The following is a 25,406-nucleotide window of genomic DNA, read 5'->3' as shown; positions in this document are numbered from 1 at the left end:
GGGACCAGATTCAGTCCGGGGGCAACTGCTGCTCGGCCCAGATCGTCTTGCCCGAGCCGGTCTGTCTGCTCCCCCAGCGCTGGGTGAGCTGCGCGACCAGCAGCAGTCCGCGCCCGCCTTCGTCATAGGCGTGGGCGCGGCGCAGATGGGGCGAGGTGGAACTGCCGTCGGAGACCTCGCAGATGAGGGTCCGGTCGCGGATCAGCCGGAGCTGGACGGGCGGTTCGCCGTACCGGATGGCGTTGGTGACGAGTTCGCTGACGACGAGTTCGGTGACGAAGGCGGCCTCGTCGAGTCCCCAGGCGGTCAGTTGCTCGGTGGCGGCCTGCCGGGCCTGGGCCACGTGGGCCGGATCGGGCGGGATGTCCCAGGTCGCGACGCGGTCGTCGCCGAGCGCCCGGGTGCGGGCCAGCAGCAGGGCCACGTCGTCGCTGGGCTCCTCCGGCAGGACGGCCTTCAGGACCGTGTCGCACAGGGCGTCGAGGGAGCTGGCCGGCGCGGTCAGGGCCCGGCACAGTTCGCTCGTCGCGTGGTCGATGTCGCGATCGCGGTCCTCGACGAGGCCGTCGGTGTAGAGGGCGACGATCGCGCCCTCGGGGAGTTCCACCTCGCCGGCCTCGAAGGGCAGGCCGCCGACGCCGAGCGGGGGTCCCGCGATCATGGGGACGCATTCCGCGGTGCCGTCCGGCAGCACCAGGGCGGGCGGCGGATGGCCGGCGGCGGCGAAGGTGAGCCGCCGCGAGACGGGGTCGTAGACGGCGTAGAGACAGGTCGCGCCGAGCTCCGCGACCTCGTCGTCGCTGTCGTCGGCGGCGAGATGGGTGACCAGGTCGTCGAGGTGGGTGAGGAGTTCGTCGGGCGGCAGGTCGACGTCGGCGAGGGTACGGACGGCCGTGCACAGGCGGCCCATCGTCGCCGAGGAGGAGATGCCGTGGCCGACCACGTCACCGACGACGAGGGCGACGCGGCTGCCGGACAGCGGGATCACGTCGAACCAGTCGCCGCCGATGCCCGCCAGCGAGCCGGACGGCAGATAGCGGTGCGCGACCTCGACGGCGGCCTGACCGGGGAGTCCGCGCGGCAGCAGGCTGTGCTGGAGGGCGAGGGCGGTGCTGCGCTCGCGGGCGAAGCGGCGGGAGTTGTCGACGCAGACCGCGGCCCGGCTGGCGAGTTCCCCGGCGAGGGCGGCGTCGTCCGGTACGTAGGGGTCGGAGGCGCCGATGCGGACGGCGACGGCGACGCCCAGCGTGGTCCCCCGGGCCCGCAGCGGCACCGCGATCATCGAGTGCGCGCCTTCCCGGTAGCGCTTGCCCTTGGGGGCGCGGGCGTTGCGCTCCCTGACCCACCGGTCGAAGGCGGGCTCCCCGGCCCGGCTGAGCACGGCCCGGCCTTCCCGCATGGCGCGCGCGGGCGGTGAGTACGGCGGGTAGACGTCCGTGAAGCCCAGGTGCACGGCGGCCTCGGGGGTGCCCTCGGTGACCGAGCCGTGGGCGACCCGGCGCAGGACGAGGTCCTCGGGCAGCATGCTCGGCGGCTCGTCCGGGCCGAGGACCCATTCGAAGAGGTCGGCACTGGCGAAGTCGGCGAACCGGGGCACCACGAGCGAGATGAGTTCCTCGGCGGTGCGGACGACGTCCAGGGTGGTGCCGATGGCGTCCGCCGCCTCGTTCAGCAGGGCCAGCCGCTGCCGGGCCCAGTGCTGCTCGGTGCTGTCGAAGGCTGCCAGGGCGACGCCGACGAACTCGTCGAGGGCGTTGCGCACCGGCCACATCTCGATGTTCCAGGCGTGGTAGCGGCTGCCGGAGGGGGCGCGGGTGTAGCTCTCGTAGTGGATGGGCTCGCCGGTCTCGGCGACGTGCCGCAGATGCCACTCGAAGCCCCGGCTGTGCTCGGCCTCCTCCACGGTCTCGGAGTAGTCCCGGCCGAGCAGGGCCTCCTCGGGGACGCCCATCACCTGGCAGGCGACGTCGTTGAGCCGCAGATAGCGCTGGTGCGGGTCGAAGACGGACATGGACATGGAGGCCTGCTGGAAGGCCTGTCCGGCCAGGGTGGGCTCGGCTCCGCCGGGCTGCTCGGCGGTGACCACGAACCCGCCGGCGGCCCCGTCCGGGCCGAGCACCTCGCAGGCCCGCAGGGGCAGGGCGACGGATGTGCCGTCGCGGTGCCGCAGGACGACGGTGCCCGCCCGGGCCGCGACGACATCGGGCGGCGGCTCCTCGGCGAGCAGCTCACGCACCGGCCGCCCCACGGCCTCCTCGGCCGGGTAACCGGTCAGTCGCCGGGCACCGTCGCTCCACCCCGTCACCGTGCCGCGGGCGTCGATGATCGCCGCGGCGGAGGCGTGCTCCATATCGTCCAGGATGGTCCCTTTGCCGCACCGCATCAACCTCGGTACGGCCTCCGGGACCCGGGCGTCACTTCCAGCGGCCCCTCGGTGTCACTTCCCGTGGGCCCGCAGCGCGGCGAGGGCCTTGTCCGCGTGGGTGTTCATCCGCAACTCGCTGCGCACGACCTCGATGACCGTGCGGTCCTGGGCGATGACGAAAGTGACCCGCTTGGTGGGCGCCAGGGAGAAGCCGCGGGCCACGCCGAACCGCTCCCGGATGGTCCCGTCCGCGTCGGACAGCAGCGGCATGCCGAGCGAGTGGGCGCCCGCGAACTCCTGCTGGCGTTCCACGGAGTCGCCGCTGATGCCGACCGGGCGGGCGCCGGCCGCGGCGAACTCGGCGGCCAGGTCACGGAAGTGGCAGGCCTCCGCGGTGCAGCCCGGGGTCATCGCGGCCGGGTAGAAGAACAGCACGATCGGCCCGTCCGCCAGCAGCGAGGTCAGGCTTCGGGGCGTGCCGGTCTCGTCCGGCAGCTCGAAGTCCTCGATCGTGTCACCAACCGCTATCACCTTGCTCATGCCCGGCCCTTTCCGTTGTTCGCGACGTTGCGTGCCCACAGCACGAGGGGGAGTTGCAGCGGCAGCCGTCCGAGGGCGGCGGCCTTCTGGGGAGCGGGCCGGTCGCGCCAGTCGACGGCCATCTTCACGTTGGCGGGGAAGACCCCGACGAAGAACGCGGCCGTGGCGAGCGCGGCGGTGCGCCGGGTCCGCGGCAGCGCCACCCCGGCGGCCAGCGCCAGCTCCACGGCGCCGCTGGCGTACGTCCAGGTCCGCGGTTTGCCCGGCAGGGCGCTCGGGACGAGGGCGTCGAACTGACGGGGGTTGGCGAAGTGGGCGACGCCCGCTGTGACCAGCAGGCCGGCGAGCAGCAGGGGTGAGCGTTGGGACCGGGGCACGGTTCCTCCTATGGGGGGCCTGCCGCGCGATATTACTGGACGGTACAAGCAGGTCGTACGGCGGCCTCTTCCCCTACGGGGAACGCCGGTTGTGGGTTCCGGGCGTGTGGCCGAAGGAGCGGCGGAAGACGTCGATGAAGGCGCTGGTGGAGGACCAGCCGCAGCGGTGGGCGACGGTCGTGACGGGTTGGTCGTCGGCCAGCATGCGCAGGGCGTGGTAGAGCCGGGACTGGGTGCGCCACTGCGGGAAGGTCATGCCGAACTCGGTGCGGAAGAGCCGGCTGAGGGTGCGTTCGCTCGCGCCGGTGGCGGTGCCGAGGGCGGCGAGGGTGCGCGGGTCGGCGGGGTCGGCGTGGAGGATCGCGCAGACGGCGGCCAGGCGCGGGTCGGTGGCGGCGGGCAGGCGCAGGGGCTGCTGGGGTGAGGCGCGGAGCTGGTCGCGCAGGACGGCGAGCAGGCGGCGGCGTTCCGGGCTCCGGTCGTCCGGGTCGTGGGTGTAGGCGACGATCAGCTCGCGCAGCAGCGGGCCCACGGCGAGAACGGTGGGGGCGTCCAGGCGGAGCGGGTTGTCGCCGGCGGGCAGCCCGACCAGGTGCAGCTTGAGGTGTCCGTGGGCGCGGTGGGCGTGGACGGTGCCCGCGGGGACCCAGATGGCCCGGTTGCCCGGCGCGAACCACGTCCCCGCGTCGGTGGTGACGGCGAGGACTCCGGAGCCCGCGTAGACGATCTGGTGGTCGTCGTGCACATGGGCGTCGATCCGCTCGCCGGCGGCCAGGCTCTGCGCCCGGGTCGGCGCCTGCGGGGTATGGCGGATGTCCGGCACAAGTAGGCAGTTTATCGAAAGCGCGCCACGGTCGGCCGCCGCGACGATCAGGTCATGACCGCGATACGCCATCTCTCCCTGGGGCACGCCTGCGTCGACGTCTACCAGGGAGCCGTCGCCGCCTTGGTGCCGTACTTCGTCGCCGAGCGCGCCTACACCTACGCCGCCGCATCCGGCGTCGTCCTCGCCGCCTCCCTGCTGTCGTCGGTGGTGCAGCCGCTGTTCGGGGTGCTCACCGACCGGTGGGCGATGCCGTGGCTGTTGCCGCTGAGCACGCTCACGGGCGGGGCCGGGGTGGCGCTGAGCGGGGTCACCGGCTCCTACGGGCTGACGCTCGCGGCGGTCGCCGTGTCCGGCGTCGGGGTCGCCGCCTACCACCCGGAGGCCGCCCGCGCGGCCCGCGCCGCCGCGCAGGGCAGTCACACGGCGATGGGCTGGTTCGCCCTGGGCGGCAACGTCGGCTTCGCCGCGGCGCCCCTGCTGGTCATGGCGGTCGCCACCACGGGCGGCCTGCACGCCACTCCCCTGCTGATCGCGCCCGCCCTGGTCGGCGCCGCCCTGTGCATGGCGGCGGTGCGCGCCGCGGGCGCCCGTGGGGGATCTGGAGGTACGGCTGTCGGCTCGGGCCGCGACGACTGGCCGTCGTTCCTGCGGCTGTCCGCGGCGATCGTCTGCCGGTCGGTGGTGTTCGTCGGGCTGAGCGCCTTCGTCTCGCTGTACGTCCGCCGGCGCACCGGGGGCGGCGACGCGGCGGGCACGACCGCGCTGTGCGTGCTGTACGCCGGGGGCGCCTTCGGCACGGTGCTCGGGGGCCGGCTCGCGGAGCGGTACGGGCGGCTGACGGTCGTGCGGCGGTCGTACGTCGTGACGGTGGCCGCCGTCGCGGGGGTGGTGTTCGTGCCCGGGCCGAGTGTCCATCTCTTCGTCGGGCTCGCGTCGGCCGGGCTGTACGTGCCGTTCTCGCTGCACGTCACGCTCGGCCAGGACTATCTCCCTACGCGCGTCGGCACGGCGAGCGGGGTCACGCTGGGGCTGACCGTGAGCGTGGGCGGCCTCGCCGCCGCGGCGGTGGGGGCCCTCGCCGACGCCACGTCCCTCCAGGTCGCCCTGGCCCCGCTCATCGCGTTGCCACTGCTGGGCCGGCTCCTGCTGTGCGGGCTGCGGGAGCCGGACCCCGAGGCTCAGGTCGTGCCCGCGGGCTCCGGCTCCTCCTCGACGGCGTAGGCCAGGAAGTCGTCGACCATGCGGTGGAACAGCGTGGCGAGCTGCCCCAGCTCCTCCGGCGACCACTCCGCCAGCGCGAGCATCATGCCCCGGGCGCCCGCCTCCCGGACCCGGGCGACGGCCTGGCGGCCCGCCTCGGTGAGCTCGATGCGCTGGGCGCGCCGGTCGTCGGGGTCGGGGACCCGGGTGACGTAGCCGGACTTCTGCAGCTGCTGCACCGTGCGGGTCACGTGCGAGGCCTCCACACCCAGCCGGTTGGCCAGCTCCCCCGGCCGCAGCGGCTCCGAGTCGGCGACCTGCCGCAGCAGCGCCACGGCGGCCCGGTCCAGCGGCACCCCGGCCAGGGCCATGAGCCGCTCGTGCTGCCGGGCGCGCGTGCTCAGGTACGTGATGCGGTTCAGCGCGCGCTCGATCTCTATGACTTCCGGCGACGCGGGGCCGGAAGGGATCTCGGGGAGCGGTGGTGTGGACATGCGAGCCACTTTACCATCTTGTTGCGTAACTCAAGTAATGTACTGCGGGCGTTTACCCAGGCGTACTGCGCAAGGACGACTCGTCCCACCGCGCCCCGGTGGCGACGGCCTGCCGCCACCCCCGGATCGCCTTCGGCGCCATGCCCACCGCCAGCGCCCCGCTCACCCGCTCGCCCGTGCGGTACACGGCGACGAACCGCCGCTCGGCCAGGTCGCCCTCCACCACGGCGACCTCGTCGTGGCCGCGCAGGAACCCGTACGCCTGCACCTTCATGTCGTACTGGTCGGACCAGAAGTACGGCACGGGCGCGAAGGGCTTGCAGGCCTCGGGGTTGAGGAGGTTGCGGGCGGCGGCCATGCCCATCTCGGCGGCGTTCGTGCGGTGCTCGATCCGCATCGACGTGCCGAACAGGGGGTTGTACCAGCGGGCGACATCACCCGCCGCGTACACGTCGCGGGCCGCCTCGCCGTACTCGTCGCAGACCACGCCGTCGCCGACGGTCAGCCCGCTGCCGTCGAGCCACTCGGTGTTGGGCAGCGAGCCGATCGCCACCAACACCTCGTCCGCCTCGACAACCTCACCGCTCGCGAGGAGCACCCCGTCCTCGGTCACCTCGGTGACGGCGGCCCCGCAGCGCAGGTCCACGCCCTCGTCCAGGTGAGCCCGCGACAGCATGCGCCCGACCTCGGCACCGACGGCATGGGCCAGCGGGACCGGGGCGGGTTCGAGGAGGGTCACCTCGGTGCCGAGGCGCCGGGCGACCGCGGCGGCCTCCGCCCCGAGGAACCCGGCGCCGACGACGACCAGCCGACGTCCGGGGCCGAGGCGGTCGCGCAGGGTCAGCGCGTCGTCCAGGGTGCGCAGGACGTGCGCGCCCTCGCCGGGGAGCCTGCGGGGGCGGACTCCGGTGGCGAGGATCAGTCCGTCGTACGGCAGCGTCTCACCGTCGGCCAGCCGCACCGTGCGCGCGGCGAGTTCGAGGCCGACGGCGGCCACACCGAGGCGCAGGTCGAGGCCGAGGGCGGCGAGGTCCGCGGCGGGGCGCAGGGCGAGGCGCTCGGGCCGCCAGGCGCCGGAGAGGATCTGCTTGGACAGCGGCGGGCGGTCGTACGGGGCGAGCGGTTCGTCTCCCACGAGGGTGAGCGTGCCGTCGTAGCCCTCGCGCCGGAGGGTCTCGGCGGCCGCGAGCCCCGCGGCCGACGCGCCGACCACGACGACGCGCCTCACCGGTCGACCAGTCGGATCGCGGCGGCCGGGCAGACGGCGACGGCTTCCTTGACGTCGTCGAGGAGTTCGGGCGCCGGCGTGTCCTCCAGGAGGATCGCGATGCCGTCGTCGTCCTGGTCGAAGACGTCCATCGCGGCCAGTACGCACTGCCCGGAGGCGACGCACTTGTCGGCTTCCAGCTCCACCTTCATGTCAGACCTCTTCCGTGGTTCGTGTCGGCTTGCGGGGCGGTGAACGGTCACCAGGCGACGGGGAGTTCGTGCACGCCGTAGATGAAGGCGTCGTTCTTGAACCGGACGTCCGTCAGTGGGCAGGCGAGCCTCAGCGTGGGGATGCGGCGGTAGAGGGTGCCGTAGACCACCTGGAGCTCCATGCGGGCCAGCGGCTGGCCGAGGCATTGGTGGACGCCGAAGCCGAAGGCGACATGGCGGCGGGCGTCACGGGTGAGGTCGAGGCGGTCGGGGTCGGGGAAGACCTCGGGGTCGCGGTTGGCGATCTCGTTGGCCAGGATGACGCCCTCGCCGGCCCGGATGACCTGGCCGCCGATCTCGATGTCCTCGGTGACGGCGCGGCGCCGGCCGAGGTGGGTGATGTGGAGGTAGCGCAGCAGTTCCTCGACGGCGGAGGCGACGAGCTTGGGGTCGTCGGTGTCACGCAACAGGGCGAGCTGGTCGGGGTGTTCGAGGAGGGCCAGGGTGCCGAGGGCGATCATGTTCGCGGTGGTCTCGTGGCCCGCGATCAGCAGGAGCAGGGCCATCTCGGTGGCCTGCCGGTGGTCGATCTCTCCGGCGGTGACACGGCCGGCGATGCCGGACAGCAGGTCGTCCTTCGGTTCGGCGATCCGCTTCCCCAGCAGCTGGGCGAGGTAGCCCGCGACCTCGCGGCTCGCCGCGCCCCGCTCCTCGGGGGTGGCGGTCGTACGGACCATGGTCTTGGTGCTGTCCTGGAAGAACGCGTGGTCGTCGTAGGGCACGCCGAGCAGTTCGCAGATCACCAGCGAGGGGATCGGCAGGGCGAACGCCTCCACTAGGTCCACGGGTCCCGAGCGGGCGAGCAGGTCGTCGATCAGGCCGTCCACGATGCGCTGCACGGCCGGGCGCAGGGCCTCGACCTTCTTGACGGCGAAGGGCGCGGTCACCATCCGGCGCAGCCGGGCGTGTTCGGGGTCGTCCATCATGATGAAGCTGAGCTTGCCCTCGCCCGCGTCGGGCGAGGCCTTGGTCGGATAGCCGGGGCGGTCGGTGTCCGCGCTGACCCGGGCGTCGCCGAGCACGGCGCGCTGTTCGGCGTAGCGGGTCACGAGCCACGGTTCGCTGCCGTCCCACAGCCGCACTCGCGTCAGGGGCGCTTCGCGCTGGAGCTCCTTGAGGGCGGGCGGTGGGTCGAAGGGGCAGCGGGCCGCGCGGGGCATCGGGAACTCGGGGGCGGGGTCCGGTGCTTGGGGCACGGGTCCGGCCAGGGTGTCGGCCATGGTTCTCCTCGGTGGTGGGGGGCTCCGTCGAGGCGGAGCGCCGGGGGAAGGGGTCGAGGCCTCTGCGCCCAGGCAAACAGAGGCGGCTGACGCCTTCCCGTCAGTTGCCTGACAGCTCCCTGACGTGACCCGGCTCACACACCGAGGGGTGCGGCTTCAGCGCTCCGGTGTCACCGGTGCCAGCCACAGTCCGATGATCGCGTCCGCGAGACCGGAGGCGGCCGCCTGCCAACTGGTGCGCGGGGTGGGGCTGTTGTCGGCGAGGGCACGCTCGCGCTCGGCGGAGACGTGCAGGATCAGATGGCGGGCCATCTCCCCGCGTTCGGCTCGGACCTCGACGGGAAGCTCGGGCAGACAGCGCCTGAGTCCCTCGACGATCTGCCGCATGGACGGCGAGGAGAGGGATTCCTCGACCATGATCTCGTGCAGGGCCGGGTCGGTCGCGACCTGGGCGCAGAACCGCGCGTACCAGGTGGGGCTGCCGAGCGCGGCCAGGTGTTCCGGGACCGGGCGCACCAGGCAGTCCACCCAGTCGCGTACGTCCGTGGAGTCGCCGATCCCGGCCAGCAGCCGGGCACGGATCTCCTCGATCCGCGCGGCGTGCTTGCGGATGATGGCGCGGACCAGGTCGGCCTTGGTGCCGAAGTGATAGCTGACGGCGGTGTTGTTGCCCTGTCCGGCGGCCTCGCCGACCTGACGGTTGGAGACGGCGTAGACACCGCGCTCGGCGAACAGCCGCTCGGCGGCCGTCAGGATCAGCTCCCGGGTCGCGCTGACCTGCTCCGCCCGTACCGCCCTGCCTGCCGCCATCGTCGCCTTCCGTTCGCCGTGCCGGCGTTCCGCCGTGCTCCCGTGCCGCGGGGGAAGCCTACGCAACAGCACGTCAGAGGGGCCTCAGTGGTCTCGCGTCCGCAGCAGACTCACCCCCGCCCCGAGCGAGACGACGCCCATGCCGACGCCGGTCATGACGGCCTGCGCGCCGTCCACGAGGAGGGGCGCCGCCGCGGCGACGGCGAGGTTGAACAGGAACAGGAACCACAGCACGGGGCGCGAGGACAGCAGGGGCTTCATCGGGGTGTCCTTCCGGGACGGTGAACCGCATTGACCTTGTGCCGTCCACGATTCCGGTGCGCGATCACCGCCACGAGGGTGTGTGCTCCCGGACCGGTGGTGTAGCCCGCTGCACTGTGCGGGCCGTGCTGCGCGGGGACGATGGGCGCGAGGGCGCGTACTGCGGACTCAGTAGCCGGGATCGACGGCAGCCGGACGACGACATGAGCGTTCTGGCGCGGAGAGTCTGGAGCGGTGGCCTCGACCGGGTCCACGACCCGCGGGGTCCGTCCCCGGGCGCGTCCCCGCGCCGGGCGGTCCCGGTCTGGATGATGGTCCCGAGGACCCGACCGGAAGGCGCGATGAGCATCCCCTGGCAGCGTTACGCGGACGAGCGCGCCCGCACCGTGGACACGATGACGGCTGCCCTGCTGTTCGCGTGTTTCCTGCTCGGCAGCGAGATCCGCCTCCCGCACGAGCGGCAGCCGGACGCGGTGTGGCCCACGATCGCGCTCGCCGCCCTCGCCTGTGGCTCCCTGTTCTGGCAGCGCAGCCGGCCGCGGACGGTCGTCGCGGTCACCGCGCTGTGCACCGCGGGGGCCGCCGCCCTCGGCCATCTGCTCACGCCCCTGGTCATGGGGCCGCTCATCCTCGGGCTCTTCCGGCTGGCCCTGGTCACCGACCGCGGGACCACCCGGTTCGCCTTCTTCGGCACGCTCGCCCTGCTCACCGTCATGGGGTTCCTCACCGATCCCCTCGACCGTCCCTGGCCGTTGACGACGGTAGGCCCCGCCGCCTGGTTGCTGCTGCCGGTCGCCACCGGCACCGCGGTCCGGCTCCGGGACGCCTATGTCGAGGCCGTGCAGGCCCGCGCCGAGTTCGCCGAGCGGAGCCGGGAGAAGGAGGCCCGGCACCGGGTCGCCGAGGAACGCATGCGCATCGCCCGCGAGCTGCACGACGTCGTCGCCCATCATCTGACCCTGGCCAACGCCCAGGCGAGCACGGCGGCCCATCTGGCGCACACCCACCCCGGGCAGATGCACCGGATCCTCACCGATCTCTCCGGTACGACGTCCTCGGCGCTGCGCGAGATGAAGGCGACCGTGGGCCTGCTGCGCCAGGCGGACGACCCCGACCTTCCGCTCGCGCCGAGTCCCGGCCTCGGTCAACTCGCCGAACTGACCGGCTCGTTCGAGGCGGCCGGGCTCACCGTCGAGGTCGCCGTCGAGGGCGTGCCGCGCCCGCTGTCGCCGGGGGTGGACCTGACGGCGTACCGGATCGTGCAGGAGGCGCTGACGAACGTCACCAAGCACGCCGCGGCCAAGGCGGCGCGGGTGCGTCTCCGGTACGCCGTGGACCAGCTGACCGTCACCGTCACCGACGACGGCACCGCGAGGACCCCCGCCGACGGGCCGGGGCAGGGTTTCGGCCTCATCGGCATGCGCGAGCGGGCCCACTCGGTCGGCGGCGCCCTCGACGCCGGTCATCGCGTCGGGGGCGGTTTCCAGGTGACCACCCGACTCCCCCTCTACCCCATCGCACCGGAACCAGAAGATCGGACCCCATGACCATCCGTGTACTCCTCGCCGACGACCAGGCTCTGCTGCGGGCCACCTTCCGGATCCTGATCGACTCATGCGAGGACATGGAGGTGGTCGGCGAGGCCACCGACGGCGACGAGGCCGTCGCCCTCGCCCGCAGCCTCCGTCCCGACCTGGTCCTGATGGACATCCGGATGCCGGGCACCGACGGCCTCGCCGCCACCTCCGCCATCTGTGCCGACCCGGACCTCGCGGACACCCGGGTGCTGATCCTCACCACGTTCGAGATCGACGAGTACGTGGCCGAGGCGCTGCGGGCCGGGGCGAGCGGCTTCCTCGGCAAGGACGTCACCGCGGACGCGCTGCTGGCGGGCGTGCGGACCGTGGCGGCGGGCGATTCCCTGCTGTCCCCGCTCGCCACCCGCACGGTGATCACCCGGTTCCTGGCCGTTCCGCCGAAGGGCGCCCGGCCGGCGGTACCGGCGGACCTCTCCCCGCTGACCGCCCGGGAGCGCGAGGTGATGGCATGGGTCGCCGAGGGGCACTCCAACGACGAGATCGCCGGAAAGCTGTTCGTCAGCCCCCTGACCGTGCGCACCCATGTGCACCGGGCCATGACGAAGCTGGGCGCCCGGGACCGCGCCCAGCTCGTCGTCATCGCCTACCAGTCGGGGCTGGTGCAGGCCCCGCCGCGCGGCTGACTCATCCCTCGGCGAGGGTGTCCAGCCACTGCTGGAGCAGGCCGGACTCAGCCGCGGTGAACTCCGCCGGGGGCGCGGCGCGCAGCCGGGCCGCGAGGGTGGCGGCGGCGACGGGCACGCCGTCCGCCTGCTCCGGCGCTGTAGCGCGGGTCAGCGAGTCGATCACCGCGTCGCGCAGTCGCGTCGAGAAGCCGGGGTCCGGGTACTGCTCGGGCCTGGTCAGCATCGACAGGGCCGCCCCGACGTTGGCCGACATGATCACCTGCGTCGCGACGGCGGGCGGCACGGCGAGGCGTCCGGCCGCGGCGCAGCGTTCGAGGATCGCGTGCAGCAGGGCGTGGGCCTCGCGGGCCGCGGCGGGCGGGACGGTCAGCTCGGGCGAGTACATCAGCCGGTAGTGGTGGGGGTGGTCGAGCGCGAAGCGCATGTGGTTGTCCCAGCCGCTCCTGAGGTCGGCGACGGGGTCGTCACCGGGCCGGGCCGCCCGCTTGGAGGCGAGGTACTGCTCGAAGCCCCGGTCCACCACGGCGGCCAGCAGTCCGGCCTTGTCGCCGAAGAGCCGGTAGAGCATCGGCGCCCCGACCCCGGCCGCCTCGCACACGGCCCGAGTCGAGACCTCGGCGGCCGGCGCCTCGGCCAGCAGTTCCGCGGCGGCTTCCAGGATCTTTTCCCTCGCGTCCATGGGTGCACGGTACGCCATTCGTAGCGGCGATACGACTGGGGAATAACATCGCTACGATCCCGTGTTATCGTCGTTACGAGATGACCGTAGCGTCGCTAACTCATGAGGGAGCCACCATGACCACCACCGAACCCGGCACCGGACAGCGCGTCGCGATCGTGACCGGCGGCTCGCGCGGCATCGGACGCCAGGTCGCCCGGCAGCTCGCCACCGACGGTTTCGCCGTCGTGGTCGGCTACGCGGGCAGCAAGGACGCGGCCGACGAGGTCGTGCGGGAGATCGAGGCCGAGGGCGGCAGCGCCTTCGCCGCCCGCGCGGACGTCGGCGACGAGACCGAGGTCGCCGCGCTGTTCGACCGGGCCGAGACGGTGTACGGCGGGGTCGACGCCGTGGTGCACGCGGCGGGCCGGATGCCGCTGGCCCCGATCGTGGAGCTGGACCTCGCCGACCTCGACGCGCTGTACCGCACCAACATCCGCGGCACGTTCGTCGTCGACCAGCAGGCCGCCCGCCGGCTCCGCCCGGGTGGGGCGCTGGTGAACGTCTCGTCCTCGGTGGTCGGCCTCGCCTTCCCCGGCTACGGCGCGTACGCCGCGAGCAAGGGCGCGGTCGAGGCGCTGACGCTGATCCTCGCGCGGGAACTGCGCGGCCGTGACGTGACGGTCAACGCCGTGGCGCCCGGCCCGACCGCCACCGACCTCTTCCTCGACGGCAAGGACGAGGAGACGGTCGCCCGGCTGGCCGCGCAGCCCCCGCTGGAGCGGCTCGGCACCCCGCAGGACATCGCCGCCGTGGTGTCGTTCCTGACCGGCCCCGGCGGCCGCTGGGTCAACGGGCAGGTGCTGCGGGCCAACGGCGGCATCATCTGAGGCGGCGCTCCCGGCCGCCGTTCAGGGGAAACCGCTCGCAGGCGGGCGTGCCGGGGCGCAGGCCCGTCGAGAACTGAGCCGTGAGCCTCCCCCTGATCCCGCCCATGCTGGCCACTCCCGGCAGCCTGCCGCCCGCCGCGCAGGACGCCCGCTGGGCCTACGAGACCAAGCAGGACGGCCAGCGCGTCGTGGCCTATCTGACCGGGGACGGAGGCGTGACGCTGCGCGCCCGGTCGGGGGAGGACATCACCGCCGCCTACCCCGAACTGGGGCCGCTGGGCGGCTCGCTCGGCCGCCGGTCCGCCGTGCTGGACGGCGAGATCCTGGCGCTCGACGCACAGGGCCGGGCCGACTTCCAGCTGCTCCAGTCCCGGATGGGCCTGGCCCACGCGCCGGTCCGGGCCGCGCGGAAGGCGGCCGAAACGCCCGTCCACCTGGTGCTGTTCGACGTGATGCATCTGGCGGACCGGCCCCTGATCGCCCTCCCCTACCTCCGTCGGCGCGAACAGCTTCAGGAGCTGGGCCTGGACGGCCCCTTCTGGTCCACGCCGGGCGCCCTCGTGGGTCACGGCGCGCAGGCCCTGGAAGCCACGCGCGCGCACGGTCTGGAGGGCCTCGTCTGCAAGCGGCTGGACTCGGTGTACGAACCCGGGGTGCGCTCGCGCGCCTGGATCAAGATCCGGAACATGCACAGCGAGGACGTGATCATCGGGGGCTGGCTGCCCGGCAAGGGGCGACTCACCGGCCTGCCGGGCGCGGTCCTGGTGGGCCAGCGGGGCACTGGGGGGCTGCGGTACGTCGGCAGCGTGGGCACGGGGTGGAGCGAAGCGGAACGGACGCATCTCGCCGGGCTGTTGGGCGCTGCCGCCACGGACACCTGCCCCTTCAGCCCGGCGCCACGGGTCGCGGGCGCCCACTGGGTGCTGCCCAGGCTGGTCGGGGAGGTCCGCTACAGCACCCGCACCCGCGCGGGCCTGCTGCGTCAACCGTCCTGGCTGCGACTGCGTCCGGACCTCACCCCGGAGGAGTCGGCGGCCGACCTGCCGGACGATCCGGTCTGATATCCCGAACAAGATCCAAGGGTTCGGACGCTTGTTACCTGTGAGTCGCTTACGACCTCTTGGCGCGGACATGAAAAGCCGGGAAGCTGTCCTGGCCCGGGAAGTGGAACTTCCCTCTCCCCCACAGCCGTTGGGCTGCGCCCGCATCAAGAGGAGGACGCAGTGTCGTCGAACCGCTCCGGAACTCACCGCAAGAGATGGGCCGTCGGCGCGGCCGGCGCCGCCGCCCTCGTGCTCGCCTTCCCCAGCACGGCCCTGGCCGCCCCGCCCTCGGCGCTGCCGACCAACGCCGAGGCCGCCGAGTACACGTACCAGCCCGCCTTCGACTACGACACCGACGGCTGCTACTCGACGCCGGCGATCGGCCCCGACGGCACCGTCAACGGCGGTCTGAACCCGACCGGTTCACTGAGCGGTGACTGCCACGACCTCTCGGATCTGAACAACACCAACAGCTACTCGCGCTACAAGTGCAACAACGGCTGGTGCGCCTACATGTACGGCCTGTACTTCGAGAAGGACCAGGCCCTCGCGAACAGCAGCATCGGCGGCCACCGGCACGACTGGGAACACGTCGTGATCTGGGTGCAGAACGGCACGGTCCAGTACGTGTCGACGTCCAACCACGGCTCGTTCACGGTCAGCGCCGCCTCCAGTGTCCGCTTCGACGGCACCCACGCGAAGATCGTGTACCACAAGGACGGCATCAGCACCCATTGCTTCCGGCTCGCGGGCTCCAATGACGAGCCGCCGGAGAACGCCAAGGGCACCTGGCAGTACCCGCCGCTGGTCGGCTGGAACGGCTACCCGTCGACGGCCGTCCGCGACAAGCTCAGCGCGTACGACTTCGGCAGCGCCAACTTCGGCCTGAAGGACGCGAACTTCGCCGCGCACCTGAGCTCGGCCAAGCCGTCCGGCATCGCGTTCGACCCGAACGCCTGATCAACACGGTCCTCGGGCGCGGGACCTAGGTCCCCCGCACCGCCGGGTTCCGACCCGCGCCCGATCACCGCACCCTCGTACACGGCATACCGTCCGGTCATGACCACGACCGGACACCTCGAAGAAGCCCTCGAACGCGTCCACGCCGCCGGCCCGGAGTTCGACGGCTGGCTCACGAACCACGCCCCCATGGTCGTCGAGGCACTGGCCGCGCACGGACAGACGGACGCGGTCCACCGCTGGCTGGACCTCTACCAGGACAGGCTGGACGACTTCCCCGACCGCTCGGAGCCGGTCACGGACGCCAACTGGGCTCAGGCGCTGGGCGATCCGCGCCGCATAGCGGACTGGACCGACTACTACGCCCGCATGCTCGCCGAGCGGCCCTGGCGGGACGTCCTCGCCACCTGGTGGCCGCGGCTGCTGTCCGGCCTGTACGGCGGCGCCACGCACACCGTCATCCGCGTCGGCCACGCGGTACGGGCCCTGGAAGCCGCCGAGAACCCGCCCCGCCTCGCGGAGTTCGCGCACGCGCTCGGCTACTGGGCGGCACGGCACCAGCCGGTCACCGGCATCACCACGGTGCCGGGTGCGCCGACCGCCGGCGAGGCGCTGGACGCCGTTCCGGCCATCGCACCCGGCAACGTGGGCTTCCGCAACCGCCTGGCCGCCGTACGTCAACTCCCCGTCTGGGCCGACGACGTGACGGACCCCGACATCGCCCGCGCCCGCCTCAACGAGCTCGTGCACGCCGCGACCCACCGCTACGCCACCCACGGCCACGGCGAGCCGACCATGCTGGTGCACGCGGCCACGGCCCCCAACGCCGTGCTGCGCACCCTGGATTCACTGCCCCGCGACCTGTGGGCACCGAGCCTGCACGCCGCATGGACCGCGTCCGCCGCGGTGACCGCGATGTACGGCCCGGTCGAACCGGTCGCCTACACGCCGCCGGCCCGCCTCACCGCCGAGGAAGTGGTGGAACGCGCCCTCGCCCACGGCGACGAACACGTCATCAAACTCGCCGACACGGCCCTGGACGTCGGCGACGAGCAGGCACTGGCGGCGGCGCTGCGCGCGGTGGAGATGAGCGATCCTCTGGTCTGATCCCACCGGTACGGCACGGACCGTCCGCCGGGAGGGTCTATCGTGTCCCGCATGTCCGTGCCCGAGCTGATCCGTATCGTCTCCCGCGACTCGCCCATGGCGCTGGCCCAAGTGGAGCGTGTCCGCGCCGAGTTGGGCGTTCTTCATCCAGGTGTGCGCACCGAGGTCGTGCCGGTGAAGACGACCGGTGACAAGTGGCTGGGCGACCTGTCCAAGGTGGAGGGCAAGGGCGCGTTCACCAAGGAGGTCGACGCCGCGCTGCTGGCGGGCGAGGCCGATCTCGCCGTGCACTGTGTGAAGGACGTGCCCGCCGACCGGCCGCTCCCGGCCGGCACGACGTTCGCCGCGTTCCTCAAGCGCGACGACATCCGGGACGCGCTGATCCACCCCGGCGGGCTCACCCTGGACGAGTTGCCAGAGGGCACCCGGATCGGCACGTCCTCGGTGCGCCGGGTCGCCCAACTGGCCGCCACGCACCCGCATCTGGAGTGCGTGCCGTTCCGCGGCAACGCCAACCGGCGGCTGGCCAAGCTGGCGGCCGGGGACGCGGACGCGCTGCTGCTCGCGGTGTCCGGCCTGGAGCGCATCGGCCGCGAGGACGTGATCAGCGAGATCCTCTCCCCCGAGACGATGATGCCGCCGATCGGCGCGGGCATCCTCGCCCTGCAGTGCCGGGAGGGCGACACCGAGCTGATCGACGCGGTCAGCGGCCTCGGCGACCCGGACACGCACCGGGAGGCCACCGCGGAGCGGATGTTCCTGCACGTCCTCCAGGGCCACTGCAACAGCCCGATCGCCGGGTACGCGCGCGTGGACCACGGTGGTGAACTGTCGTTGCGGGCCTGTGTGTTCACTCCCGACGGCAAGACCCGGCTGAACGCCCACGAATGGGCGGGCCGCCTCGACCCGGCCACGCTCGGCACGTCGGTCGCGGTGGCGCTGCTGCGTCAGGGCGCCCGCGAGATCATCGACGGCATCCCGCACTGACCGAGGCGACGGTCAGGCGGTGCCCTCTTCGGCCTGGTCCCGCAGGAAGTTGCTCACCTGGCAGGCCAGGCCCTCGCGGGCGGCCCCCGGCTGCACGGCCCCTTCGAGCAGGCCGATGCCGCCCGCCCACAGCCGCCGGTCGGCCCAGTCGTCGTCGACGCGCAGCTGGATCTGCACGTCGACCTGGCTCAGGGCGGCCTCCGGACCGGCCGCGTAGAGCACGGCGGTGGCCCGGCGCAGGGGGTAGACGTCGAAGCCCTCGATGAACTGCGAGTTGCGCCAGTCGATGAAGGCGCTCTCGCCGTCGGGGCCGACCCGGACGTCGATCTGGCCGTCCTCGAGATGGATCGTGGCGTGCCGGGCACCGCGGTTCTCGACGGTCACCCGGACACAGAAGTACGTGAGCCCCTCGGCGGCGTCGTCCCGTCCGCGTGGTGGCTCCGCGGCCTCCAGACGGTGGACGCGGACACGCAGGCCGGCATGCTCGTCGTACTCCTGCCAGTCCCCGACCACGTTCGGCTCGTACACAATCCACCTCTCCACCCTCAGAGAGCTGCTTCCTATCTGTGTGCTCAGTGCACTGTCAAATGAGCAGAATGCGCTGTGGCCAGCCCATTCACCCCCTTTGATCAGCGATCACGCCGTGCGCAGGAAGAATCCGCCCGGAGCGCTCCTCGGGCCGCGCTCGGGCGTGCCGCACATCACGTCCGCGCGCATGATCAGCGAGCGAGCCGGCCGAGCAGCGAGGAGGCCGCGGCGATGCCGAGCGCGGCGGCGACGAGGAGCACCGCGAAGTCGAGCGCGAGATGCGCGGGCGTGCCGAGGAGGAGGCCGCGCAGGGCGTCCACTTGATAGCTGAGCGGGTTGCCCTTGCTCACCGCCTGGAGCCAGCCCGGCATCACGGAGAGCGGGTAGAGGGCGTTGGAGCCGAAGAACAGCGGCATGGTGATGGCCTGTCCGAAACCCATCAGCCGGTCACGGCTGAGGACGATGCCGGCGATGGTCATCGACAGACAGGAGAAGAAGACCGAGCCGAGGACGACGACCGCGGCGACGCCGAGCAGCTTCAGCGGGTTCCAGGTCAGGGCGACGCCGAGGACGGCGGCGATGAGGACGACGACCACGGCCTGCACGAGCGACTTCACGCCGGCCGCGAAGGCCTTGCCGGTGATCAGCGCCGAGCGCGGGGTGGGGGTGACGAGGAGCTTGTTGAGGATGCCGGCGTCGCGCTCCCAGATGATCTGGATGCCGTAGAAGATGGCGATGAACATCGCGGACTGGGCGATGATCCCGGGCGCGAGGTAGTCGATGTAGGGGATGCCGTCGGTGGGGATCGCCTTGATGCGGGTGAAGGTCTGGCCGAAGATCAGCAGCCAGAGGGCCGGCTGGACCGCGCGGGTGTAGAGCTCGGTGCGGTCGTGGCGCAGTTTCTGCAGTTCCACGGCGCACATCGCGCCGACCCGGGCGGGCAGCAGCCGCCAGCCCGCGCGGGGCCGGGGCGCCTGGAGCAGCAGGCCGATGCCGTCAGCCGACGCGGCCTGCGGTACGGCGGGTGCTTCGGACATCGCGGAAGTCTCCTGACTCGTCGTCGAGACCGCTGCCCGCGACCTCGCGGAAGACGTCCTCGAGGGTGGGCAGGGTGGTCGTGCCGCGGCGCGCGGCGAGGCCCTGGCGCAGTTCGGCGGGGGTGCCGAGCGCGCGGACGCGGCCGTGGTGCATGAGGCCGACGCGGTCGCAGTACTGGTCGGCCTCGTCCATGTAGTGGGTGGTGACGAGGACGGTCATGCCGGTGGCCGCGCGGACGGCGTTGATGTGTTCCCACACGCCGGTGCGGGCGATCGGGTCGAGGCCGATGGTCGGCTCGTCGAGGATCAGCAGCCGGGGCGCGCTGACCAGGGCCTGGGCGAGTTCGAGGCGGCGGACCATGCCGCCGGAGTAGGTCTTGGCGAGCCGGTCGGCGGCGTCGGTGAGGTCGACGGCGGCGAGGGCCTGTCCGACGCGCGCGGCGCGCTCGCGGCGGGGCACGTCGAAGACACGGGCGAACAGGGCGACGTTCTCACGGCCGGTGAGGCTCTGGTCGGCGGACAGCTGCTGCGGGACGTAACCGAGCAGCCGTCGTACGGCCATCCGGTCCTCGGCGGTGTCGTGCCCGAAGACCCGGACCATGCCCGCCGGTACCGGCAGCAGGGTGGTGATGCAGCGGATGGCGGTGGTCTTCCCGGCACCGTTCGGGCCGAGCAGTCCGAAGACCTCGCCCTCGGCCACGGTCAGGTCGAGTCCGTCCACGGCGCGGGTGCCGCCGAAGGCGTACGCGAGCCCGGTGCACGCGACGGCGTCCTGGGTCATGGCTCCTCCCCTTCCTCACGCAGGTTCTCGGCCAGCAGCCGCAGGGCCGGGACAGCCGCGACCAGCGCCTCCCGGTCCGCCTCGTCGAGCTTGGCGACCTGTTGGCGTACGAGGTCGGCGCGGCGCCTGCGCCATTCACCGAGCCGCGCCTCGGCGGCCGGGGTCGGCAGCAGCCGGGCCGCCCGCCGGTCGGCGGGGTCGGTCTCGCGGACCAGATAGCCCTGCCGGGCCAGCTGGTTGACGAGTGTCGACACGGAATTGCCCGCCAGGTACAGATCCTTGGCGGCGTCCGAGATGCGGATGCCGGGCCGGGCCACGACGAGCCGCAGCAACTCCACCTCGGCGCCCCGCAGTTGCGGCGCGGGCATCTCCCGGCGCAGCCGGCGCCGGATCAGCCGCTGGACCCCGACGAGCGCGTCGGCCAGCTCCTCCGGAAACGTCTCGTGCTCCACACCGCCGAGATTAGCTCTGTAGCAGAGGTAATGAACCCAAGAGACGGTCAAGGCAGAGGCGATATAGGCGCTCGCAAAATTGTTTGGATCGGTTTGTAGCGGGAATTCGCATTTATGTGCTTCGGACAGGAGGCACGTCCATGGGAGCCGCTCTTCGGCCCCGGCGTCCTCCGCCTGTCGTCCGTACAGCCTTCCTCCCATGGGTTCTGTCCCAGCCGGCACCCGCTGAGGAGGTGCGCACGATGCCTGTCACGAGCAGGACGAAGCCGCACCCGCATGACGACGCCCCCGACACCACCGACGATTTCGTCCGCCTGCACGAACTGCCCGACGGCCCCGAGCGCCAAGCCCTGCGCGACGAGCTGATCCGGCTCTGGCTGCCCATGGCCGAGCGCATCGCCGTCCGCTTCAAGGGGCGCGGTGAATCCCTGGAGGACCTGTACCAGGTCGCCGCCCTCGGACTGGTCAAGGCCGTCGACCACTACGACCCCGAGCGCGGCCACGCCTTCGAGGCGTACGCCGTCCCGACCGTCACCGGCGAGATCAAACGGCACTTCCGCGACCACATGTGGACGCTGCACGTGCCGCGTCGGGTCCAGGACCTGCGCAACCGTGTCCGCCGCTCCGCGAAGGAGCTGGCGCAGACGATCCCGGGACGCGTCCCGACCGTCCCCGAGATCGCCGAGCACGCCCAGCTGACCGAGGACGAGGTGCGCACCGGGATGGAGGCGCTGGAGTGCTACTCCGCGCTGTCACTGGAGGCGGAGATGCCCGGCACCGACGGCTACGCCCTGGGCGACGCCATCGGCGGCCCCGACCCCGGCTACGACGTGGTCGTCGACCGGGTGTCCGTCGCGCCCTGCCTCCTGGCCCTGCCGGAGCGCGAGCAGACCATCCTCTACCTGCGCTTCTTCCAGGGGATGACCCAGAGCAGCATCGCGCAGCAGCTCGGCATCTCGCAGATGCACGTCTCCCGGCTGCTCAGCGCCTGCTTCGCCAGACTGCGCACGGAACTGGAGGCGGAGGCGCGCTGAGCGGTCACTCCGAGGGGGCCTCGGGGATCTGTGTCGGGCCGTGCCGGTCGAGAGCGGCCTCCAGCTCGACGCGGATCTCCGGGGGCATCCGCCCGTCCCGGCCCCAGATCAGGATGAAGTCGGCGACATTGCGGAGCTTGATGTTCGTCCGCTGGGACACTTCCTTCAGGACCTCCCAGCCCTCGTCCGGCGTGACCCGGCCGAGCGCCACCATCATCCCGATCGCCTGGTCCACGACGGCGTGCGAGGCGACGGCCTCCTTCAGCTGCTCGACCTCCTCCTGCAGCTCGAAGATGCGGCCGGCCTCGTCGGAAGGGTCGCTCGATGCGGGGGTCACGCCTCCATCCTGCTCACTCGACCGGCGCAATGCCACTGGGCCCGCGATGTCGTTTCGGGCGCGCCGCGGGGGTACTCGACAGGCGCCCGGCACAGTTCCGGTTGGACACTGGAAGACAGACCGGTGGCTGCCCGGCCGGCGAGACCAGGACGCGACTGCCATGAATCACGACATGAAACTCCCCCACGGCACGACGAATGTCGTCTCCACGCACTCCGTGTTCGGCGCACCCTGCTGGGTGAGCCTGACCAGCCGCGACCTGGAGACCACCGAGGGCTTCTACACCGCCGTGCTGGGCTGGGAGTGGCGGCCGGCCAGGCTCGGCGACCGGTTCCGGATGGCGGTGGTGGACGACACACCGGTGGCGGGGATCGCCGCGGTCGCCGCGATGTGGCAGATGGCCGTCGCCTGGACGCCGTACTTCGCGGTGGCCAGCGCTGACGAGGCCGTGGCCCGGGCCCAGGAGCGGGGCGGCACGGCCGCGGTCGGACCGCTGTCCTTCCCGCCGGGCCGGGCGGCGCTGCTGGCCGACCGGGACGGGGCGACCTTCGGGATCTGGGAGGGCGAGCTCTTCTCCGACTGGGAGAGCTGGCGCCGCGCGGCTCCCGCCTTCATCAGACTGCACACCCGCGACGCCTTCGACGCCGCGATCTTCTACGGCGAGATCCTCGACTGGGCCTCGGACCGCCCGGGGTGCTGCGAGGTCAACTACGAGGGAGGCGAGGTCGTGCTGCGCAGCCAGGGCGAGATCGTGGCGCGGATCGAGTCGGGTGCGCTGGGCGCGGCACCCGACCCCACCATCCGCCCGCACTGGCAGGTGCACTTCGCCGTGTCGGACGTCTCCGCCTGCACCCGCGCCGCGGAGATCCACGGCGGCAGCGTGCTGTCCAAGAGCGGCGACGAGGCGGTGCTGCGCGACCCCGACGGCGCCCAGTTCACCGTGACGTCGCGCCCCGCCCGCTGACCGGAGCGCTCGCCGAGGGCCGCGACAGCAGTACCAGGCTGCGCGCCCCGACCGTCACCACGGATTCCGCCTTGTGCTCCACCTCGTCCGCCCCCTGGGGCTCCGCAGTGTCGATCAGCGTCGTCCAGCGTTCGCCGTACGCCGGTTCCGGCAGCCGGAAGTCCACCGGCTCCCAGTAGCTGTTCAGCAGCAGCAGGAAGGAGTCGTCGACCACGGGGCGGCCGCACGAGTCGGGTTCGGCGATGGCGTCACCGTTGAGGAAGGCGCCGACGGAGTGCGCGTCGGGGCGCTGCCAGTCGCCGTCGGTCATCTCGCGCGCGTCCGGCGCGAACCAGACGAGGTCGGGCAGCGGCTGGCCCGCGTACGTCACGGTCTCGCCGCGGAAGAAGCGGCGGCGGCGCAGGACGGGATGAGCGGCACGCAGGGCGACGACGTACCGGGTGAAGTCGGCGAGGTCGCGCTGCTCCCCGGTCAACCGCCAGTCGATCCAGGAGACTTCGTTGTCCTGGCAGTAGGCGTTGTTGTTGCCGCGCTGGGTGCGGCCTAGTTCGTCGCCGTGGCAGAGCATCGGGATGCCCTGGGACAACAGCAGCGTGGCGATGAGGTTGCGCTGCTGGCGGGCCCGCAGCTCCAGGATCTTCGGATCGCGGGTCTCCCCCTCGGCGCCGCAGTTCCAGGAGCGGTTGGTGCTCTCGCCGTCGCGATTGCCCTCGCCGTTGGCCTCGTTGTGCTTGTCGTTGTACGAGACGAGGTCGCGCAGCGTGAAACCGTCGTGCGCGGTGACGAAGTTGACGCTGGCGCGCGGGCGGCGCCGGCTGCGCTGGTACAGGTCGGAGGAGCCGGTCAGCCGGGACGCGAACTCGCCGAGCGAGCCGGGCTGGCCGCGCCAGAAGTCCCGTACGGTGTCGCGGTACTTGCCGTTCCACTCCGACCACAGCGGCGGGAAGTTGCCCACCTGGTAGCCGCCCTCGCCGACGTCCCACGGCTCGGCGATCAGCTTGACGCGGCTGATCACCGGGTCCTGCTGGATCAGGTCGAAGAACGCCGACAGCCGGTCCACCTCGTGGAACTGCCGGGCCAGCGTGGCCGCGAGGTCGAAGCGGAAGCCGTCGACATGCATCTCGGTCACCCAGTAGCGCAGCGAGTCCATGATGAGCTGCAGGACGTACGGGTGCCGCATCAGCAGGCTGTTGCCGGTGCCGGTGGTGTCGTAGTAGTGGCTCCAGTCGCCGTCCACCAGACGGTAGTAGGAGGCGTTGTCGATGCCGCGGAAGGAGAGCGTGGGGCCCTTCTCGTTGCCCTCGGCGGTGTGGTTGTAGACGACGTCCAGGATCACTTCGAGGCCGGCCGCGTGCAGCGCCTTCACCATCGACTTGAACTCGGCGACCTGGCCGCCGCGGCTGCCGTGGGCGGCGTAGGCGTTGTGCGGGGCGAAGAAACCAATGGTGTTGTAGCCCCAGTAGTTGGACAGGCCGCGGTCCTGGAGGACGCCGTCGTGCACGAACTGGTGCACCGGCATCAGCTCGACCGCGGTCACCCCGAGGGACGTCAGATGGTCGACGACCGCGGGGTGGGCCAACCCGGCGTAGCTGCCGCGGAGTTCGGCGGGGACGTCGGGGTGGGTGCGGGTCAGGCCGCGGACATGGGTCTCGTAGATGACCGTGTCGGCGTACGGCCGCCGGGGCGGCTGGTCCGCGCCCCAGTCGAAGGCGGGGTCCGTGACCACGCCGAGCAGGGTGTGCCCGGCGCTGTCGGCGTCGGGGGCGTAGAGCGAGGGGTCGTTGTCCATGCTGCCGTCGACCGCCCTGGCGTACGGGTCCAGGAGCAGCTTCGCCGGGTCACAGCGGTGGCCGAGTTCCGGATGCCAGGGTCCGTGCACCCGGTAGCCGTAGCGCTGCCCCGGACCGATCCCGGGCAGGTAGCAGTGCCACACGAAGCCGTCGACCTCGGCGAGCGGGACGCTGTGGTGGCTGCCGTCGTCGTCGACGAGGACCAGCTCCACGCACTCGGCGACCTCGCTGAACAGCGCGAAGTTGGTGCCCTTGCCGTCGAACGACGCCCCCAACGGGTAGGGGTGCCCGTTCCAGACGGGCACCCCAGCCGTGCGTCGGCGCTTCGCGGTCACCGGGCGTCCTCCAGGACGCCGCCCACGACCGGTTCCTCGCGGGGCACCTGGAGCACCTCGCGCAGGCTCGGCGCGGGGGCCGTCGGCACCAGCGGGACACGCTCGCCGGCGCGGGCGCGCTGCGAGAACCAGATGACCTTGCTGCCGGTCTCGGTGGCGCAGCAGCCCCATCCGTCGCTCATCGCGGCGATGTGTGCCAGGCAGCCGCGGAGGTCCTGGTCGGGGCGCAGATCGCGGTCGTTGTCACCGATCGCGGTGATCAGGTGCTGGCCGTTCCACCACATCTCGATCGACGTCTCCTTGTCGGTCGCGTGCTCGTCGATGGCCTTCAGCAGCAATCCGGCACCGCGACAGACGGGCTCGACGAGGGTGTCGAGATCCCAGTACCGGAGATGAGCGGCCAGAATGCGCTTGACCTGGCCGACCCGTTCCGGGGTGACTTCCACGTCGAGGTGGTAGTAGCAGGGCACTGCGGTCTTCATCTTCTTTCGCTCCTCACCGGCGAAGCTCCGCCTTCACCTCGCCCCTGCGGGACGAGCCCCGAACGCGCAGCGTGAGCAGTGATCGCTCCTGAGTGACCTCAAGCGTGCGGGCGCTACGCCATTCGTGCAACACGAGCAGATCAACCGCCCGATCGCCGCTCACTGAGCGATGGTTGAAGATCCAACAAGACGCTGCGTCGTCACACGTGCACCATGAGTGAAACT

At 72.2% G+C, this 25,406-nt stretch carries 28 protein-coding genes; 10 read left to right on the top strand and 18 right to left on the bottom strand.

The genetic code is table 11. The annotated features are described in order from the left end of the window. Nucleotides 1-10 precede the first annotated feature (10 nt). The 4 genes from IQ210_RS12730 to IQ210_RS12715 form a co-directional block, all read right to left on the bottom strand. On the bottom strand, nucleotides 11-2,350 hold the full coding sequence (locus IQ210_RS12730) for a SpoIIE family protein phosphatase (protein ID WP_194079056.1): 2,340 nt from the start codon (nucleotides 2,348-2,350) through the stop codon (nucleotides 11-13). Nucleotides 2,351-2,437: 87 nt separating this feature from the next. Next, on the bottom strand, nucleotides 2,438-2,905 hold the full coding sequence (locus IQ210_RS12725; RefSeq protein ID WP_228047711.1) for a peroxiredoxin: 468 nt from the start codon (nucleotides 2,903-2,905) through the stop codon (nucleotides 2,438-2,440). After that, entirely contained in the window at nucleotides 2,902-3,282 is a 381-nt protein-coding gene (locus tag IQ210_RS12720) for a DoxX family protein (protein WP_194079055.1), read from the bottom strand. Before IQ210_RS12720 ends, IQ210_RS12725 begins: the two co-directional genes overlap by 4 nt. A gap of 73 nt (nucleotides 3,283-3,355) precedes the next feature. Further along, entirely contained in the window at nucleotides 3,356-4,105 is a 750-nt protein-coding gene (locus IQ210_RS12715) for an AraC family transcriptional regulator (RefSeq protein WP_194079054.1), read from the bottom strand. Between the two features lie 54 nt (nucleotides 4,106-4,159). Here IQ210_RS12715 and IQ210_RS12710 point away from each other — a divergent pair, with 54 nt between their 5' ends. Next, nucleotides 4,160-5,329, top strand: coding sequence for an MFS transporter (locus IQ210_RS12710; protein WP_194079053.1), 1,170 nt, complete (start codon nucleotides 4,160-4,162; stop codon nucleotides 5,327-5,329). On the opposite strand, the gene IQ210_RS12705 is transcribed toward IQ210_RS12710, so the two are convergent. From IQ210_RS12705 to IQ210_RS12680, 6 genes are all read right to left on the bottom strand, one after another. Continuing rightward, the gene (locus IQ210_RS12705) at nucleotides 5,287-5,802 is read right to left on the bottom strand and encodes a MarR family winged helix-turn-helix transcriptional regulator (protein ID WP_194079052.1); all 516 of its coding nucleotides are present in this window, start codon (nucleotides 5,800-5,802) and stop codon (nucleotides 5,287-5,289) included. The genes IQ210_RS12710 and IQ210_RS12705 overlap by 43 nt on opposite strands. A gap of 52 nt (nucleotides 5,803-5,854) precedes the next feature. After that, nucleotides 5,855-7,030 (bottom strand): NAD(P)/FAD-dependent oxidoreductase, encoded by a 1,176-nt coding sequence (locus tag IQ210_RS12700; RefSeq protein WP_194079051.1) that lies wholly within the window; start codon nucleotides 7,028-7,030, stop codon nucleotides 5,855-5,857. Continuing rightward, nucleotides 7,027-7,221: a ferredoxin gene (locus IQ210_RS12695; protein ID WP_194079050.1), complete on the bottom strand. Its 195-nt coding sequence runs from the start codon at nucleotides 7,219-7,221 to the stop codon at nucleotides 7,027-7,029. Before IQ210_RS12695 ends, IQ210_RS12700 begins: the two co-directional genes overlap by 4 nt. 47 nt (nucleotides 7,222-7,268) lie before the next feature. After that, nucleotides 7,269-8,501 carry a cytochrome P450 gene (locus IQ210_RS12690; RefSeq protein WP_194079049.1) on the bottom strand — a complete coding sequence of 411 codons (1,233 nt, stop codon included), beginning with the start codon at nucleotides 8,499-8,501 and terminating at the stop codon, nucleotides 7,269-7,271. 156 nt (nucleotides 8,502-8,657) lie between these two features. Continuing rightward, nucleotides 8,658-9,311, bottom strand: coding sequence for a TetR/AcrR family transcriptional regulator (locus IQ210_RS12685; protein WP_194079048.1), 654 nt, complete (start codon nucleotides 9,309-9,311; stop codon nucleotides 8,658-8,660). 84 nt (nucleotides 9,312-9,395) lie between these two features. Next, the gene (locus IQ210_RS12680) at nucleotides 9,396-9,572 is read right to left on the bottom strand and encodes a hypothetical protein (protein WP_194079047.1); all 177 of its coding nucleotides are present in this window, start codon (nucleotides 9,570-9,572) and stop codon (nucleotides 9,396-9,398) included. A gap of 341 nt (nucleotides 9,573-9,913) precedes the next feature. Between IQ210_RS12680 and IQ210_RS12675 the strand changes: the two genes are divergently transcribed. Both IQ210_RS12675 and IQ210_RS12670 read left to right on the top strand, forming a co-directional pair. Next, the gene (locus tag IQ210_RS12675; RefSeq protein WP_194079046.1) at nucleotides 9,914-11,119 is read left to right on the top strand and encodes a sensor histidine kinase; all 1,206 of its coding nucleotides are present in this window, start codon (nucleotides 9,914-9,916) and stop codon (nucleotides 11,117-11,119) included. Then, nucleotides 11,116-11,793 (top strand): response regulator, encoded by a 678-nt coding sequence (locus IQ210_RS12670; RefSeq protein WP_194079045.1) that lies wholly within the window; start codon nucleotides 11,116-11,118, stop codon nucleotides 11,791-11,793. The genes IQ210_RS12675 and IQ210_RS12670 overlap by 4 nt, the downstream gene beginning before the upstream one ends. A gap of 1 nt (nucleotide 11,794) precedes the next feature. On the opposite strand, the gene IQ210_RS12665 is transcribed toward IQ210_RS12670, so the two are convergent. Further along, the gene (locus tag IQ210_RS12665; protein WP_194079044.1) at nucleotides 11,795-12,475 is read right to left on the bottom strand and encodes a TetR/AcrR family transcriptional regulator; all 681 of its coding nucleotides are present in this window, start codon (nucleotides 12,473-12,475) and stop codon (nucleotides 11,795-11,797) included. A gap of 116 nt (nucleotides 12,476-12,591) precedes the next feature. On the opposite strand from IQ210_RS12665, the gene IQ210_RS12660 reads away from it, so the two are divergent. The 5 genes from IQ210_RS12660 (at nucleotide 12,592) to hemC (ending at nucleotide 17,441) form a co-directional block, all read left to right on the top strand. After that, nucleotides 12,592-13,344: an SDR family oxidoreductase gene (locus IQ210_RS12660; protein ID WP_194079043.1), complete on the top strand. Its 753-nt coding sequence runs from the start codon at nucleotides 12,592-12,594 to the stop codon at nucleotides 13,342-13,344. An 80-nt stretch (nucleotides 13,345-13,424) separates the two neighbouring features. Further along, nucleotides 13,425-14,405, top strand: coding sequence for an ATP-dependent DNA ligase (locus IQ210_RS12655; RefSeq protein WP_194079042.1), 981 nt, complete (start codon nucleotides 13,425-13,427; stop codon nucleotides 14,403-14,405). 162 nt (nucleotides 14,406-14,567) lie between these two features. After that, entirely contained in the window at nucleotides 14,568-15,347 is a 780-nt protein-coding gene (locus IQ210_RS12650) for an NPP1 family protein (RefSeq protein WP_194079041.1), read from the top strand. Nucleotides 15,348-15,446: 99 nt separating this feature from the next. Beyond that, on the top strand, nucleotides 15,447-16,454 hold the full coding sequence (locus IQ210_RS12645) for a questin oxidase family protein (RefSeq protein ID WP_194079040.1): 1,008 nt from the start codon (nucleotides 15,447-15,449) through the stop codon (nucleotides 16,452-16,454). Between the two features lie 51 nt (nucleotides 16,455-16,505). Beyond that, nucleotides 16,506-17,441, top strand: a complete 936-nt coding sequence (gene hemC / locus IQ210_RS12640) for a hydroxymethylbilane synthase (protein WP_132803954.1) — start codon at nucleotides 16,506-16,508, stop codon at nucleotides 17,439-17,441. Nucleotides 17,442-17,453: 12 nt separating this feature from the next. On the opposite strand, the gene IQ210_RS12635 is transcribed toward hemC, so the two are convergent. From IQ210_RS12635 to IQ210_RS12620, 4 genes are all read right to left on the bottom strand, one after another. Further along, on the bottom strand, nucleotides 17,454-17,969 hold the full coding sequence (locus IQ210_RS12635) for a hypothetical protein (RefSeq protein ID WP_194079039.1): 516 nt from the start codon (nucleotides 17,967-17,969) through the stop codon (nucleotides 17,454-17,456). A gap of 191 nt (nucleotides 17,970-18,160) precedes the next feature. Beyond that, nucleotides 18,161-19,006, bottom strand: a complete 846-nt coding sequence (locus IQ210_RS12630) for an ABC transporter permease (protein ID WP_194079038.1) — start codon at nucleotides 19,004-19,006, stop codon at nucleotides 18,161-18,163. Next, a complete protein-coding gene (locus IQ210_RS12625; protein ID WP_194079037.1) occupies nucleotides 18,966-19,787 on the bottom strand; it encodes an ABC transporter ATP-binding protein in 822 nt (273 codons plus the stop codon). The genes IQ210_RS12630 and IQ210_RS12625 overlap by 41 nt, the downstream gene beginning before the upstream one ends. Beyond that, nucleotides 19,784-20,239 (bottom strand): MarR family winged helix-turn-helix transcriptional regulator, encoded by a 456-nt coding sequence (locus IQ210_RS12620; RefSeq protein WP_194079036.1) that lies wholly within the window; start codon nucleotides 20,237-20,239, stop codon nucleotides 19,784-19,786. The genes IQ210_RS12625 and IQ210_RS12620 overlap by 4 nt, the downstream gene beginning before the upstream one ends. A 242-nt stretch (nucleotides 20,240-20,481) precedes the next feature. Here IQ210_RS12620 and IQ210_RS12615 point away from each other — a divergent pair, with 242 nt between their 5' ends. Then, nucleotides 20,482-21,273, top strand: a complete 792-nt coding sequence (locus IQ210_RS12615; protein ID WP_194079035.1) for an RNA polymerase sigma factor SigF — start codon at nucleotides 20,482-20,484, stop codon at nucleotides 21,271-21,273. A gap of 4 nt (nucleotides 21,274-21,277) precedes the next feature. Here the strand turns inward: IQ210_RS12615 and IQ210_RS12610 are convergent, their stop codons facing one another. Then, nucleotides 21,278-21,610: an ANTAR domain-containing protein gene (locus tag IQ210_RS12610; protein WP_194079034.1), complete on the bottom strand. Its 333-nt coding sequence runs from the start codon at nucleotides 21,608-21,610 to the stop codon at nucleotides 21,278-21,280. 160 nt (nucleotides 21,611-21,770) lie between these two features. Here IQ210_RS12610 and IQ210_RS12605 point away from each other — a divergent pair, with 160 nt between their 5' ends. After that, on the top strand, nucleotides 21,771-22,574 hold the full coding sequence (locus tag IQ210_RS12605; RefSeq protein ID WP_194079033.1) for a VOC family protein: 804 nt from the start codon (nucleotides 21,771-21,773) through the stop codon (nucleotides 22,572-22,574). Here IQ210_RS12605 and glgX read toward each other — a convergent pair. Continuing rightward, entirely contained in the window at nucleotides 22,546-24,699 is a 2,154-nt protein-coding gene (gene glgX, locus IQ210_RS12600) for a glycogen debranching protein GlgX (protein WP_194079032.1), read from the bottom strand. The two genes, IQ210_RS12605 and glgX, sit on opposite strands and share 29 nt — an antisense overlap. Then, nucleotides 24,696-25,181, bottom strand: coding sequence for a pep a2 (locus IQ210_RS12595; protein WP_194079031.1), 486 nt, complete (start codon nucleotides 25,179-25,181; stop codon nucleotides 24,696-24,698). Before IQ210_RS12595 ends, glgX begins: the two co-directional genes overlap by 4 nt. Nucleotides 25,182-25,406 lie beyond the last annotated feature (225 nt).

It is taken from the genome of Streptomyces justiciae (assembly GCF_015163075.1).
Lineage (GTDB): Bacteria > Actinomycetota > Actinomycetes > Streptomycetales > Streptomycetaceae > Streptomyces > Streptomyces justiciae.
The sequence above is the reverse complement of the archived record's forward strand: the minus strand, read 5'-3'. Positions and strand labels throughout refer to the sequence as shown.

Coding starts and splice junctions, on each gene's coding strand:
- IQ210_RS12730 (WP_194079056.1), bottom strand. CDS start 2,350: ATGGAGCACGCCTCCGCCGCGGCGATCATCGACGCCCGCGGCACGGTG.
- IQ210_RS12725 (WP_228047711.1), bottom strand. CDS start 2,905: ATGAGCAAGGTGATAGCGGTTGGTGACACGATCGAGGACTTCGAGCTG.
- IQ210_RS12710 (WP_194079053.1), top strand. CDS start 4,160: ATGACCGCGATACGCCATCTCTCCCTGGGGCACGCCTGCGTCGACGTC.
- IQ210_RS12705 (WP_194079052.1), bottom strand. CDS start 5,802: ATGTCCACACCACCGCTCCCCGAGATCCCTTCCGGCCCCGCGTCGCCG.
- IQ210_RS12695 (WP_194079050.1), bottom strand. CDS start 7,221: ATGAAGGTGGAGCTGGAAGCCGACAAGTGCGTCGCCTCCGGGCAGTGC.
- IQ210_RS12690 (WP_194079049.1), bottom strand. CDS start 8,501: ATGGCCGACACCCTGGCCGGACCCGTGCCCCAAGCACCGGACCCCGCC.
- IQ210_RS12685 (WP_194079048.1), bottom strand. CDS start 9,311: ATGGCGGCAGGCAGGGCGGTACGGGCGGAGCAGGTCAGCGCGACCCGG.
- IQ210_RS12680 (WP_194079047.1), bottom strand. CDS start 9,572: ATGAAGCCCCTGCTGTCCTCGCGCCCCGTGCTGTGGTTCCTGTTCCTG.
- IQ210_RS12675 (WP_194079046.1), top strand. CDS start 9,914: ATGAGCATCCCCTGGCAGCGTTACGCGGACGAGCGCGCCCGCACCGTG.
- IQ210_RS12670 (WP_194079045.1), top strand. CDS start 11,116: ATGACCATCCGTGTACTCCTCGCCGACGACCAGGCTCTGCTGCGGGCC.
- IQ210_RS12665 (WP_194079044.1), bottom strand. CDS start 12,475: ATGGACGCGAGGGAAAAGATCCTGGAAGCCGCCGCGGAACTGCTGGCC.
- IQ210_RS12660 (WP_194079043.1), top strand. CDS start 12,592: ATGACCACCACCGAACCCGGCACCGGACAGCGCGTCGCGATCGTGACC.
- IQ210_RS12645 (WP_194079040.1), top strand. CDS start 15,447: ATGACCACGACCGGACACCTCGAAGAAGCCCTCGAACGCGTCCACGCC.
- hemC (WP_132803954.1), top strand. CDS start 16,506: ATGTCCGTGCCCGAGCTGATCCGTATCGTCTCCCGCGACTCGCCCATG.
- IQ210_RS12630 (WP_194079038.1), bottom strand. CDS start 19,006: ATGTCCGAAGCACCCGCCGTACCGCAGGCCGCGTCGGCTGACGGCATC.
- IQ210_RS12625 (WP_194079037.1), bottom strand. CDS start 19,787: ATGACCCAGGACGCCGTCGCGTGCACCGGGCTCGCGTACGCCTTCGGC.
- IQ210_RS12615 (WP_194079035.1), top strand. CDS start 20,482: ATGCCTGTCACGAGCAGGACGAAGCCGCACCCGCATGACGACGCCCCC.
- IQ210_RS12605 (WP_194079033.1), top strand. CDS start 21,771: ATGAATCACGACATGAAACTCCCCCACGGCACGACGAATGTCGTCTCC.
- IQ210_RS12595 (WP_194079031.1), bottom strand. CDS start 25,181: ATGAAGACCGCAGTGCCCTGCTACTACCACCTCGACGTGGAAGTCACC.